This window comes from Acidocella aquatica, from assembly GCF_030160635.1.
In the GTDB taxonomy this organism is placed as follows: Bacteria; Pseudomonadota; Alphaproteobacteria; order Acetobacterales; family Acetobacteraceae; genus Acidocella; species Acidocella aquatica.
The window spans coordinates 57967-70859 of record NZ_BSOS01000067.1 but is presented as its reverse complement, the minus strand read 5'-3'; the positions used below and the strand labels follow the sequence as shown (position 1 = coordinate 70859).

Annotated in this window: 16 protein-coding genes; all 16 read right to left on the bottom strand. The window is 61.6% G+C overall.

Features of this window, described 5'->3' with window-relative positions:
• Positions 1 to 2: 2 nt before the first annotated feature.
• Positions 3 to 473 (bottom strand): flagellar basal body-associated FliL family protein, encoded by a 471-nt coding sequence (locus QQJ84_RS11195; protein WP_284258274.1) that lies wholly within the window; start codon positions 471 to 473, stop codon positions 3 to 5.
• A 127-nt stretch (positions 474 to 600) separates the two neighbouring features.
• Positions 601 to 2529, bottom strand: coding sequence for a FlgK family flagellar hook-associated protein (locus tag QQJ84_RS11190; protein ID WP_284258273.1), 1929 nt, complete (start codon positions 2527 to 2529; stop codon positions 601 to 603).
• Positions 2526 to 3407, bottom strand: a complete 882-nt coding sequence (locus QQJ84_RS11185) for a glycoside hydrolase family 73 protein (protein WP_284258272.1) — start codon at positions 3405 to 3407, stop codon at positions 2526 to 2528. Before QQJ84_RS11185 ends, QQJ84_RS11190 begins: the two co-directional genes overlap by 4 nt.
• A complete protein-coding gene (locus QQJ84_RS11180; RefSeq protein ID WP_284258271.1) occupies positions 3407 to 4480 on the bottom strand; it encodes a flagellar basal body P-ring protein FlgI in 1074 nt (357 codons plus the stop codon). The genes QQJ84_RS11185 and QQJ84_RS11180 overlap by 1 nt, the downstream gene beginning before the upstream one ends.
• 32 nt (positions 4481 to 4512) lie before the next feature.
• The gene (locus tag QQJ84_RS11175) at positions 4513 to 5217 is read right to left on the bottom strand and encodes a flagellar basal body L-ring protein FlgH (protein ID WP_284258270.1); all 705 of its coding nucleotides are present in this window, start codon (positions 5215 to 5217) and stop codon (positions 4513 to 4515) included.
• Positions 5214 to 6008 (bottom strand): flagellar basal-body rod protein FlgG, encoded by a 795-nt coding sequence (gene flgG / locus QQJ84_RS11170; protein ID WP_284258269.1) that lies wholly within the window; start codon positions 6006 to 6008, stop codon positions 5214 to 5216. Before flgG ends, QQJ84_RS11175 begins: the two co-directional genes overlap by 4 nt.
• Positions 6009 to 6075: 67 nt before the next feature.
• Entirely contained in the window at positions 6076 to 6819 is a 744-nt protein-coding gene (locus QQJ84_RS11165; RefSeq protein WP_284258268.1) for a flagellar hook-basal body complex protein, read from the bottom strand.
• A 3-nt stretch (positions 6820 to 6822) separates the two neighbouring features.
• Positions 6823 to 8049 (bottom strand): flagellar hook protein FlgE, encoded by a 1227-nt coding sequence (locus QQJ84_RS11160; protein ID WP_284258267.1) that lies wholly within the window; start codon positions 8047 to 8049, stop codon positions 6823 to 6825.
• Positions 8046 to 8747, bottom strand: a complete 702-nt coding sequence (locus tag QQJ84_RS11155; RefSeq protein ID WP_284258266.1) for a flagellar hook assembly protein FlgD — start codon at positions 8745 to 8747, stop codon at positions 8046 to 8048. The genes QQJ84_RS11160 and QQJ84_RS11155 overlap by 4 nt, the downstream gene beginning before the upstream one ends.
• On the bottom strand, positions 8744 to 9169 hold the full coding sequence (gene flgC, locus QQJ84_RS11150) for a flagellar basal body rod protein FlgC (RefSeq protein WP_284258265.1): 426 nt from the start codon (positions 9167 to 9169) through the stop codon (positions 8744 to 8746). Before flgC ends, QQJ84_RS11155 begins: the two co-directional genes overlap by 4 nt.
• A gap of 23 nt (positions 9170 to 9192) precedes the next feature.
• Entirely contained in the window at positions 9193 to 9540 is a 348-nt protein-coding gene (locus tag QQJ84_RS11145) for a flagellar basal body rod protein FlgB (RefSeq protein ID WP_284258264.1), read from the bottom strand.
• Positions 9541 to 9882: 342 nt separating this feature from the next.
• A complete protein-coding gene (locus QQJ84_RS11140) occupies positions 9883 to 10329 on the bottom strand; it encodes a hypothetical protein (protein WP_284258263.1) in 447 nt (148 codons plus the stop codon).
• Between the two features lie 11 nt (positions 10330 to 10340).
• Positions 10341 to 10712, bottom strand: a complete 372-nt coding sequence (locus tag QQJ84_RS11135) for a response regulator (RefSeq protein WP_284258262.1) — start codon at positions 10710 to 10712, stop codon at positions 10341 to 10343.
• A 124-nt stretch (positions 10713 to 10836) separates the two neighbouring features.
• Complete coding sequence (locus tag QQJ84_RS11130; protein WP_284258261.1) at positions 10837 to 11253, bottom strand: response regulator; 417 nt, start codon at positions 11251 to 11253, stop codon at positions 10837 to 10839.
• Positions 11254 to 11261: 8 nt separating this feature from the next.
• Positions 11262 to 12110, bottom strand: a complete 849-nt coding sequence (locus QQJ84_RS11125) for a CheR family methyltransferase (protein ID WP_284258600.1) — start codon at positions 12108 to 12110, stop codon at positions 11262 to 11264.
• Positions 12107 to 12739 (bottom strand): HEAT repeat domain-containing protein, encoded by a 633-nt coding sequence (locus QQJ84_RS11120; RefSeq protein WP_284258260.1) that lies wholly within the window; start codon positions 12737 to 12739, stop codon positions 12107 to 12109. The genes QQJ84_RS11125 and QQJ84_RS11120 overlap by 4 nt, the downstream gene beginning before the upstream one ends.
• Positions 12740 to 12893 lie beyond the last annotated feature (154 nt).

The window sequence follows — 12893 nt, the reverse complement described above, 5'->3', positions numbered from 1 at the left end:
TCCTATTCCTGAACAACAAGATTTGTAATATATGCGGCGCTGAACGGATTCGCCGGCGTAAAATTCGCGCTCCCCGAGAGCACGCTGTTTGAAATTCCCAGGCAATTTTTCGCCAGCCTTGCCCGCGTCGCCGGGTCCTGCAGCGTCTTCTGAGTCTCGTTCATCATCAGGTTGATGATGTCGGCTTTAATAATCGGCTGCAGCGCGCCAAATTGCGTCACCGCGTCAGGGTTCGTTGTCGCGAACTGAATGCCAAACTGCACATAGGATGTTGCAGGGTCGCCAACATCAGCAGGAATGCTCACAACCACATTATCAAGCTCCGCGAACAGAATCGGTTTTGGCGGCACCACCACCGGCTTGGCCGCCGCCGTTTTGCCGCCATGGTGCAGATACACCACCGCCCCGCCACCCCCCCCGCCGATCACCGCCAGCGCGATGCCGCCAAATATCAGAATTTTTTTAAGGTTCATGAAATCTCCTGAAAATATGACGGATTAGAGCAATATGCGCCTGGATTGACCTGGAACGTCCAAGCTAAGCGCATGAAATTTCCCGTTCGAACACGAAACCAGAGTTTTCAGCCACGCGCCGAAAACTCTAAACCGCCGTCAGCAACGACTCGAACATTGTATGCGCCGCGCTGATCGCCTGCGCCGCCGCCTGATACGCCTGCTGGTAATTGGTCAGTGTCACGGCTTGCTGGTCGGTGCTCACGCCTGCCACTGCCTGCAAATTCGCCGTCGCGGTGGTCACCTGCCCGGCGGTGGCGCTGCCAAGCTGCTGCGCCGCCTGCGCATTAGCGCCGAGCGAGGTACCAAAACCCACAACCGCCTGCTGCAATGTTCCCGAGGCTGTGGTGCCCGAGGCGGTCCACTGCGCCGCCATGCGTGTGGCATTGCTGCCGCTGTTGCTGCCTCCCGGCGTCAGCGTGAGCGCATCGCCCGCCGCCGGCGTACCCGTTATCGGCAGTTGCCAATACTGCCCGGCCGCCGCCCCCGCCGGATAAGCCACGGCCAGTGTCCCCCCCGAACTCCCCAGCGTACCGCTGGCAATCGCCGTGCCCGGGCTTGCCGGCGCCGCAACCGTATAGGCCGTCGCCGAGGTAAACGTCACCTGCAGATTTTGCCCGAAATAGCTTGCGGGAATCACCGCCGCACCGCTCACCGGCGTAGCGCTCACGCTATCCACGCCGGTGCTGAGACTCCCGCCATTGCTGTTCAGGATCGAACCATTGCTCTGCAAAACCCCAGGCGTCGCCGCATACGGATCCGCCGCGGCAATATCGTTCGGGCTGGTGGCGCTCACCGCGATCCCGCTTGCCGCGCTCGGCGCGGGGTTGAGCAAAAACTGGTCGCCATTGGCTGGCGTGCCGGTTATCGTGAGCGTCATCCCGGCAAAGCCTGGCGGCGTGCCGCTGGGGGTAAAACTCTGCCCGCTCGCCTGGTTCGTCGCGGTCCATCCGCCGCCGCTGTAGCTCAACAAAAACGGTCCGCCATCAACCGGCAACGCGCTGCCATTGGTAATCTGCGCCGTTATGCCGGCGCTGCCTGTGTTGGCCGCATTCGCCGTCACGCTGGGCGCCGGCACCGCGAATATCGCATTCCCCTGTGCCCCCGCCGGCGTCAATCCCTGCGCCTGCGCCGTGTTCACGCTGCCAGCAAAAATCGCGGCAATCGCGCCAAGGCTTTGCAACGCCGCGCCACCGGCCTGATATGTGTTCACACTGGCGCCAATCACCCCATCCGCGGCGCTCATGTTCAGCGGCGCGGCGCTGTTTCCCGCGGTCAGGCTCGGCGCGCCACCGCTGTTATTAACCTTCAGATTCTGCGCCCCGCTCTGGTCGAGCAGCACGCTCCCGCCGGTCGCCACAATCACCGAACCATTAGCCTGCGGCAGCACATTCACTGAAATAAGATTGGAGAGCGCGTTCAGCGCCGCCTGCTGCTGGTCGAGCAGGCTCGGGCTATTCGGCGCCGCGATCAGGCTTTTATTAATCACCGCCAACTGCCCCAGCAGATTATTCACCGAGCTCACGCTCTGCTGCAACACCGCACCCGCCCCGCTGATCGCACCGTTGATCACCCCGGCCGCGCTCTGGAACGATCCTGTTACCGTCTGCGCATCCGCCAGCACGGTCTGGCGTTGCGCCGCGCTGGCGGGGCTCGCCGCCAGTGTGCTGATATCCTGAAAAAACTGGTTGATGGAGGTCTGCACATTGCCGTTATTGGTCAGCGCGTTGGAAATTGTGGTGAGCGATGCAGCCTGATTGCTCGCCGCCTGCGACGCGCTATTGGCCGTGCGCAGCAGCCCGGCGGCAAACCCGCTGGCAGCGCGTAATATCTGCGGCGCCTGCACGCCGCTTCCCGGCTGCCCAGGCGTGGTCACCGCGGTGGTGGAATTCACGGTCTCCACCGCATACCCGGCCGTTGTGGCATTCGCAAGATTGTTTGAAACCGTGCTGATCCCGGCCTCGAATAACTTCAACCCGCTCAGCGCCGTATTCATCGCGCCCGTGATCCCGCTCATAACGCACCTGCCTTGCTCTGCTCTGGCGGCGCATTCCCCGCGCCCTGGGTGGCCATGCCCACAGCCTGCAATACCTGCGCCATCAACGGAGATTGCGCGATATTGACAATTTTGGCGGCATAATTCGAATCCGTCGCATAGCCGGATTGTTGCAGCGCCCCGGCAAATCCCGCCACCGTAGGCTGCCCGACAGCGCCCTGAAATCCCGATTGTATCTGCCCGACATAGTCGGAAACACTGGCTCCTGTGCTGGCATAATCGCGAAACGCCGAAATCTGGGGCACCAGCGCGCCATCGACCATCTCATGTGTTGCCCGGCTGGTTCCCGCTTCGCCATCCACGGCCTTTATTCCGAACAGATTATGCCCCGGCGCCGCCGCGCCCCATCCTGTCTCCAGCGCGGTCTGCGCGAGCAGGGCCACCGGCGGCACGCCCAGCTGCTGCGCCGCCGCCTGAATCTGCGGCCACACGGCTTTGGCAAAATTCTTGGCCTGGCTTACTAAATCTCCCGCCTGCCGCGTCTCTTCCGGCGCCGCGGCTAACACCGCCGCCGGTGTTGCGGATATATCTGCCGCCACCGGCAACACAGGCGCCACCCCCGGCGCGCTGCTCCCCCCGCCGCCCACCTGGCGCGCCGCCGCCGCCGCCAGCGCGCCATCATATTTGCCAAAATCATTCTGCGCGACATTCCACATGAACATGCTCTGGAAATTATCGCCGCCGGTGCCAAGCGTATCGGCGCTCATCCCGCTCTTGTTCAACTCCGAGAGCATTTCATACCAAAGCATCCCGGCCATATGCTTCACAGCCGCGCTCAACCCCGGCTGCGGTGTGGAATTATTCCCGGATAAATGCCCAAAGTCTGTTACAAGGCTCATCATATCACCTTGATCGTGCCGTTGATCGCGCCAGCCTGTTTCAGCGCCTCGATAATCGCGATCAGATCAGACGGCGTCGCCCCCACCGCGTTCAGCGCGGCCGCCACATCCTGCAAGGTCGCCGCGCGCGGCAGGTTGATAACATCCGCTTTCGGCTGCTTGGCGCTCACCGCCGTATTCTGCACCGCGACCGTGGACCCATTGCTGAGCGGCCCAGGCTGGCTCACGCCAGTTGTGGTCTGAATATTTACGGTCAGATCGCCATGGCTCACCACGGCCGGCCCCAGCGTCACCCCGGCATTCATCACAATCGTGCCGCTCTGCGCGTCCACGATAATCGTCGGCGCCTGCGCCGGCGGCGTAATCGGCAACGAGAGAACCCCGGCCATGAAGCGCATCGGGTTCAACCCCTGCGCCGCCAGATCCACCTCGCCCGGCGATGCCGCCGTCGCGGTCCCGCCGCCATAGCTGGCGTTTATCACATCGGCAATCTGCTGCGCAGTTTGGAAGCTTGGCGTGTCCAGCAGCAACGCACTCAAACCATTCACAGCATAATCCGCCGGAATCGTATTCGCCAAAATCGCCCCGCCCGGTAGCGAGCCGACCGTCGGCACATTCACGCTGGTCGAAGTTCCCCCCGCGCTGCTGGCAAATCCGCTCACCAGCAATGGCCCCTGCGCCTGCGCATAAACAACGCCATTGCCCCCGCGCATCGGCGTTGGCAACAAAACGCCGCCCGCGAGCGAGGCCGCATTCCCCACCGCCGACACAGTCACATCAACCCGCTGCCCCGCATGCGCAAACGCAGGCACCTCGGCGGTCACCATCACCGAGGCCACGTCGTTCGGCTGCATCGAGGTCACATTCGGCAACGAAATTCCCATGTTGCGCAGCATGTTGAGGATGGATTGCTGCGTATAAGGCACCTCGGTCGTCTGGTCCCCCGTTCCCGGCAGCCCCACCACCAACCCATAGCCATAAAGCTGGTTGGTCGGCGCGCCAGCAACCGTCACCAGTTGGTCAATCGTCGTGCTGTCCGCCCGCGCCGTGGCCGCGCAAAACACCGCCGCCATCAGCCAAAAACCAAATCTCCCCCGCCCGCGCGTCAAAACGGCGAGACCTTGGTGAGAATCTGCTGCAGCCACGGCACCTGATGCGCGCCATTGATCGGCCCATTGCCGACATATTGCACATTCATATCCGCGACGTTATTGGAGCTGATGGTCGTGTTGGCAGCAATATCATCCGGGCTGGCATAACCCGTCACCACAATGCTGGTGACATTGCCGTTGATATTCACATTCGTGCGCCCCGCCAGCGCCAGCGTGCCGTTGGGGTCAACATGCGTAATCACCGCCTCCACCTGGCCGGAGATATTGTTGGAAGCCGCCGCCGTTCCCGCCCCGGCATATTCCTGGTCGGATGTCGCCCCCATATTCGGTGAAAAACTCGCGCCGTTCAGCTTGCCGAAACTGAGCGGCACACCCATGAAACTGGTCAGCGAATCATTCAGCGTTCCGGTACGCTTCAACGCGGCATTATCGGTATTATCCGCCGTGGCGCTGGTCACGATGTTGATCGTCACCAGATCCCCCGGCCGCCAGTCCCGCCGCGGTTCATAGAGCGAGCCAGAAGTGGAGGCGGGAAACACCGAGCCATCCATGGCAGCCTGCTGCGGCTGCACCTCGATGGGAAACGCCGCAGGCTCCACCAGCGCCGCCGCCGTGGGCGGCTTGGTGACGCATCCCGCCAGCGCGCAAAGCCCCGCCAGCACAACGCCCCGCCCGAACATGCTGCGCCACTGCCTCATGCGCCCGCGGCGGCCTGGGCCAGATAGTTGAGCTGGTTATCAATCGCCGATGCCGCCTGCGTGCCAAGCTGATAAGCCCGCTCAGCGGAAATCATATTCACCATCGCCTGCACCACATCCACATTGGAGGATTCCAGATAGCTCTGGTTCACCGAACCCAGCCCATTGCTCTGCGGCGCACCGGCAATTGCCGTGCCGCTCGATGTCGTGCTGGCAAACAAATTCCCGCCCAGCGGCTGCAACCCCTGCGGATTAACAAAATTCGCCAACTGAATCTGCCCCACCTGCGTCGCCGCGGAGGACCCCGGCGAGGTGATCGAAACCGTCCCATCCGTGCCGATGGTCACACTCGTCGCATTCGCCGGAATGGTGACACTCGGCAAAACCTGATACCCGCTGGAATTCACCAGCTGCCCGCTCTGGTTCAGCTGGAACGATCCATCGCGCGTATACGCCGTCTGGCCATTTGGCTGCAAAATCTGAAAATACCCATTGCCGTTGATCGCCAGATCCATCGGGTTGCCCGTGCTGGTCAGCGTCCCCTGCGTCAGCGTATCCTTGATGGATGCCACCTTCACCCCGGTGCCCACCTCCAGCCCGGATGGATAAACCGTGGTCCCGGTTGAATTCGCCCCCGGCTGAATCCCATCCTGATACAGCAATGATTGAAACTCCGGCGTCTCCGACTTAAACCCCGTGGTATTCACGTTCGAGAGATTATCCGCGATCGTGTTCATCATCGTCTGGCTGGCCTGCAGCCCCGTCGCAATCGTATCAAGCGCGTGGTTCATCGGTCTGCTCCGCTGGCCTGCCACAAAATCGCGGCTCTGCCGGTTAAATGTTTTGCCGCCATGGCGCTCACCCCTGCGCGACCAGCGCATTAAGGTCAGCCGCGCTGCTGCCTTGCGATTTCATCAAATCCGTCTGCGTCTGGTACGATCGGCCGTCGGCGATCAGCTGCATCATGCTCTGGATCGAGTCGACATTGCTGCCGTTTAAATACCCCTGATGCAGCGAGCCATTGGTGGCGGCAGTCAGCGTCACCCCCGCCGGCGGGCTATAAAGCGTCCCGCTCAGCGGCGTCAGTGGCCCCGCCGGGGTGCCCACCAGGTTGATCTGCCCATAAACCTGCGCCGGCCCGCCGGGTGAACTCGCCGGCACACCCGAAACAGTGCCATCCGTGCCGATCTCCAGCTTGGCCAGGCTCGGCAGGCTGATCGGCTGCCCCCCCACGCCCAACACCGGATTTCCGGCCGTATCGGTCAATATCCCGGCACTTGAGAGGCTGAGCGAACCATTGCGCGTCAGCGCCGGCCCGCTGCCGGTCTGCACCTCCAGCCAGGAATCCCCGCCCAGCGCCACATTCATCGGGTCGCCGGTATGGTTCAAACTGCCCAGCGCCAGGCTTGGCCCCGGCGTCAGCGCCACCGCATCCGCCCCGGCGGGGGCGTTGCTGCCCTGATAGTTCGCAGCCTCCGTCATCGCCTGCACAGCGGCGTACCCCGGAGTCTGCTGGTTGGCGAGGTTGGCCGAAAGCGCCTGCATCTGCGCGTTAATCGCCTGCAGTCCCGCCATGCTGGTGTAGAGCGATGTGCTTTGCATGGCTTAAATCTGCACCAGCCGCTGGCTGTCCTGCTGCTCGGTCTGAATCACCGATGTATTCGCCTGATACGCCTGCTGATACTGGATCAACGACACCAGCAACGAGGAGGTCGACGCATTCGACGCCTCCAGATTCCCCCCGCTCAGCGTCCCCGCCAGCCCCGTGCCCGGCGTGCCAACCACCGCCTGCCCAGAGCTGGTTGAAGCCGAGAACAGATTCCCCGTAACCGGCGTCAGCCCCTCCTGGTTGATGAAATTCGCCAGCGCCAACGAGCCGGAACTCACCGTCTGCCCGTTGGTGTAGGTTGATTGCACAGCCCCATTCGTGGCCAGCGTGGAGCCGCTATAGCTGCCCGGCGCGTAGCCATTATTGGTAATTCCGGCCACCGAAAAACTCTGTGCCGCCAGCGTGGTGCCGGTCAGGTTGAAGGCAATGGAGGAATTCGCCGCGCCATTGCCCCAGTTCACATTCAGCGTCGCCGGGCTGCCGCTGCTCAGCGCCCCGGCCGAGGTAAAATTCAGCGTGGTCAGCGTCTGCGGCGTCCCGGCATTGGTGCCGTTGGCGAGTTGCGGCTGCGCATACACGGTCCAATTCGGCACCGCCCCCGCGCTCGCCGCGGGATTCTGCACAAAATACAACCCGACCCGGTTGGCATTGCCCAGCGAGTCATAACTCACCACCGAAGTTGATTGATCGTAGGAAGCGCTGTTGCTGGTGCTGAATGCCGTACCCGCCGGGACCACCGGATCGCCCGAATTCAAATTCAGCGTCAATCCCAGATTACTGGTGGGATTCGCCCCCATGGACCCGGTATTGATCGTAATCGGCCCCAGCGTGCTGCCCAGTGAGCCGCTGGCGGTCTGCGTATAGCCCAACACATTCGAGCCGCTCGCGGTCACCAACTGCCCAGCCGAATTAAGCTGAAACGCGCCATCGCGGGTGTATTGCTGCGCGCCGTTTGTCTGCACCACGAAATACCCATTGCCCTGAATCGCCGCATTCAGCGGATTGCCGGTCGCGGTCAGCGCCCCTTGCGTCAGGTCTGATGAAATCCCCTCCAGCGCGGCGCCAATCCCGGGAACCTTGCCGGCCCCTGCAGGATAAATATCCTGGAACAGCGCCGTCTGGCTTTTAAACGCGGTGGTGCTGGCATTCGCCAGATCGTTGGAGACGGTATTGAGCCCCGTCTGCGCGCCGGTCAGGCCGGATAGGGCGGTTTGCATTGTCATGAGGCGACTCCAAGCACAGTTTGAACAGATGAAACGGGGAGGGTGGTTGCTGAACCTTGCACGTTCAGCGTCGGCGAGGTGCTCGACACATTCACGCCCTCGACCGTGTAAACACTATAGGGCGTGGCGCTCACGGCATTTCCCGCCGCATCGGTGGCGTTCACCGAATAGGTATATTGCGTGCCCGGCGTACCATTGGCCCAGGAAAAACTCTGCTGCCCGGCCGCAAGCCCACCGAGATTCACCGTACCGGCCACCGTGCCGCTCGGGTTCAAAACGCTCACGCTCACCGCCTGCGCCGCATTGGCCAGATTAAATGCCCCGGCCGCCTTTCCGGCCGCATTGGCGCTCAACGTATCGCCCGCCACCGCCACCTGCTTGCCCACCAGCGCGGAGGCCTGCGCCATCTGCGCCGCACCGGTACTGGCCTTCATCGCGGCGAGCTGCGTATTCACCTGATTAATTCCGTTAACCGTGGAAATCGCCGCGAATTCCTGCGCCATCTGCGTCGGATTGGCCGGCGTCGTCGGCGTTTGATATTTCAACTGTGCCGTCAAAAGCTGCAAAAAATTCGCCTGCGTCAGCGAAGACGCCGACCCCGACGAAGCCGCGGCAACCTTGGTCGCGGTGGTGGATGCCGCCACCGAAGCAGCCGTGGCGGCGGCATTGGCGGAGCTGGAAACAGCGAGATTGGTCATGGGGACACCTGAAAGCTGGCAAGCATCTGCTGGTCGATCCGGCTGGCTTGCTGCAGCACGGCGACAGAGGCGGAATAACTGCTGGAACTGTCGATCAGATCCACCATTTCATTGACCTGGCTGACATTCGAGCCGGTAACGTAACCTTTCGTATTGGCATACGGGCTGCTGGGATCATATTTCTGCACCGGCGGCGCATTGCTCTGCAGCACCCCCGCCACCTGCACGCCCATATCCGCCGTGCCGCCATTCATCCCCGTCACCGGCGCCGCCTCGAACACCACCTCATGCGCGCGGTAAGGTGCCGCACCCGGCGGCGTTATCGAATCCACATTGGCGAGGTTGGAGGCAATCGCTCCCATGCGCGCATTTTGCGCCGCCAATGCACTGCCAACGATGCCAAAAATATCAGAACCGCTCATGGCGCAATCCTTTCTTCCATTGTTCAGATACCACCAGGATTCGGCCGCAATGCCGTCACCAGATCAGTCGTCGCCTGATGCAGAAACGCCGTGGCGCCCATCATCTGCTCACCATTGGCCGCAGCCTCCACGCGCTCGGCATCCAGCGACACATCATTGCCATTCAGCCCCACCGTGCCGGTGGCGCGATACAGCGGCGCGGCGCTCGCGCTCACATCGCCCAGCTGCGCGGCCAATGCGCTGTCAAAAGGAACATCCATGGCCTTGTAATTCGGCGTATCAGCGTTGGCGATGTTATTGGCGATCAACTCCGCGCGCTGTTGCTGCACATTCAGAACACCGCCATAAAAATCCAGAAACCCCAACTGCATTTTGCCCCGTGCGCTTTCACCAGAGTTCACCGATTCAAAAGACCGGCAAAAAATCCATCAGAGAAAAACATTACGAAATTCATCTACATCTCATCCCTACATCACCAGACTTAAAATTTCGTAAATTAAAACATGAACAAACCAATCACCTCAAACAAAATACGGCCTCATCGCCTCCAACGATGCCGGACTTCCAACGGAAAAACCCCCGCTGCCGCATTGGCAGGGAGGGTACATAAGGAGCGGCCGTCCTATCGCCTTCGCGTCAAAGCGGCATGGCGGGATCAATCCTCAACAGCGCTGAAAAAATGTATAATAAATCAGAGCATATCAAATGCTCGATCAGCAGCCCATCCGTTGCACCACCGCATCATGCAGCTTGCGCTGATCATCGCTAACATATAATGCCGCCAGATCCCCTGAAGAAAAGCTGGTCCCCGCGGGCATTTCGGCCACCGCCATGCGTTCCAGCGCGGTTACCACGCAATCGGCAATCTGCCGCGCAAAATCCTGGCGTTGCGCCTGGCTAAAAGCGAGCCTATCAAGTTCCCCGCGAATTTCAGCAACTTCCGCAATCGCCTCGGCCCGCTCACGTTCCAGCACCGGATTGGTGCTGGCACTATGCCGCGATAAATCCCCCAGCAGGCCGGAGAGCCAGGAGAGCAAAGCGGTGGTCCGCCACAGAAGATCGAACGCAGCGCTGGCATCCATACGGTCGCGCAAGGTTGAAACCTGCTCCGCTAAAATCGCGCACACCAGCCGTTCATTGGCCTCGGTTGTATCAGCCATGGCCTACCCGCCTACTTGGCCGGACAGAGTTGCTTCACCACCGCCAGCAGCTGGTTCGGCTCCGCCGGCTTGGTCAACCAGCCAGAGGCCCCCGCCGCACGCGCCTCATCGCGCTTGCGCCCGCCGGATTCCGTCGTCAGCACAATAATCGGCGTGAACCGCGTCGAGGCAATTTTCCGGGCTTCCTTGATAAAGCCGATGCCATCCAGTTCCGGCATGTTCAAATCAGTCAGAATCACCGAAGGCTTTATCCCTTCGCCCAATTTGTTAATGCCTTCGCGCCCGTTCATGCCGGTTTCCACCTCGTAGCCCGCGCCCTTCAGAATATGCGACAGACTCATGACCATAGTGGCCGAATCGTCAAGAACAAGAATTACAGGCATTACCTAGGCTCCATTCGGCTGATTTTCGGTCCCGATATTTCCATCGTGAACCCCAAGTATTGAAACCCAGTTAAGAAACCTCGCGCGGCCGCCCTTCGCGCATAATTTACCCGTGGCGCGCACCTCATCGCAGCGCCCTGCCCAGCAAGGCCGCCACCTGCAAAGCGAGCAAATCGCCCCGCACCGGCTTCACCAAATATGCCGTTGCCCCCGCCGCCAGCGCCGCCCGGCGGTCTTCCTCGCCGGCTTGCGTCGTGGTCACCAGCGCCGGCATTCCCCGCGTCATGGCCTCTTCGCGCAGCGCCAGCAAAAACCGGTGGCCATCCATCATCGGCATGTTAACATCCACAATACACAGGCTGAAGCGCATGCGGAACACTTTCTCCAGCCCTTCGATCCCGTTGATCGCCTCTTCAACATCATGGCCCTCCCGCTCCAGCAGATGCCGGTAATACAATCGGACCAGGTTGGAATCATCGACAATCAAAATCCGTGCGCGCTCCTGGCCCGCGGGCCATCGCCCGTGTGGCATAAATTCCATATTCACCGTCAGCCTCCTGCTTTCTGGTACACCACGGCCCCCGGAAACGGCCTGACCCTGAACAACGGCGAAATCCGGCTCATCGACTCAGAATGTCCAAGGCACACAAACCCGCCGTCATGCAGGCTTTTATAAAACGCCTCCACCGTGCGCCGGCGCGCGCGGTCATCAAAATAGATCAGCATATTACGGCAAAAAATCACATCAATCTGCTCAAATGCCCGCATCTCCCGCGGGTCGCTGGCATTCACCCGCGAAAAACTCACCGCCTGGCGTATGGTGTTCGACAGCCGGAACTGATCCTCGCCCAGTTTGACGAAATAACGCCGCACCACATCGCGCGGCAATCTGTGCAGCGCCCGCGCGTCATAAATCCCAGCCCGCGCCGCGCTCAGCGCTCGGGTGTCAATGTCCGAGGCCAGCAGCTCAACCTCATAATTCTCAATCTCCGGCCAATTCTCCAACAGATACAGCGCGATCGAATACGGCTCCTCCCCCGTTGAACACGGCAGCGACCAGATCCGTATCCGTGACCCAGGCGCCAGATGCGCGGTCAGCTCGGGCAGAATATGGTTCGCCAGACCGCCGAACTGATTCTCCTCGCGGTAAAAATAAGTCTCGTTCACGGTAAACAGATTGATAAGTTGCTCAATCTCCTCACCCGCATCACGCCGCAACCGCATGAAATACTGTTCGAAACTCTCCATTCCGGCCGCGCTGATCCGCTGCAGCAACCGTTTGTCGACGTAATAACGCTTGCTCTGCGTAAACAAAATGCCTGTCCGCCGATAAAAAAAATCGCGGAATTTTTCAAACTCAGATTCTGAAATCGTAACAACATCCGTCCCGGCCATCATGGCGGACAAGGGGCCTCACCCCCGATCCGCGCCCGCGCAACCTGCGCGGCAAACGCCAGATAATGCTCATCGCCAAAGCGCAGCCGCAACCGCGCCAGCGGCTCCAGCAAAGCCGGTGTGCCGATCTCGGCTGCAACATCCACAGCGGCGGCGCACACATTCACATGCGCATCATCCTCTATCACCCTTAATAACCGCGGTGCCGCCAGCGCCACCGGCCAGGCGCGCGTCACCTCAACCGCGAGCAGGCGCAAATCCGCGTCCATCCCGCCGAGCAGCGCATCCACCACCGGCACAGCCTGCGCCTGCAACTGCTGCAACGCCTCAATCGCGCCTCCGCGCAGGCCGGGGTCACGGCTGCGCAACAGCGCCGCCACACAGGCCGCGGCATCCTCGCCGCCGATGGCCACCAGCCCGGCGAACAACGCGGCGCGCACATTGCTGTCGGCCTCAACCCCCAGCCGCGCCAGCAACAGCGCACCCGCGCCAGGTTCTCCCGTCATCCCCTTTGCCGCGCGCCACCGCACGCGCGCATCCTCACTGCCGAGTTGCGCGCGCCATTCCTCCGGCCGGCTTGCCGCCTCCCGCGCATCCCCCGCCGTGGCGCCGCGCCGCCTGACAAGCGGCATCTCAGAAAAACCCGGCGTACCCGGCGCAGTGCGCCGGCGCTTCAAACCTGGCCATGTGACTCTCCTTGAAGCCTGCAACGGGTTACGCTCCGCCACCCCGCGCGGGGTGGCGCTCTGTTGCGCGCGCCCTAACGCCCCGCGCAACAAGCCTCCG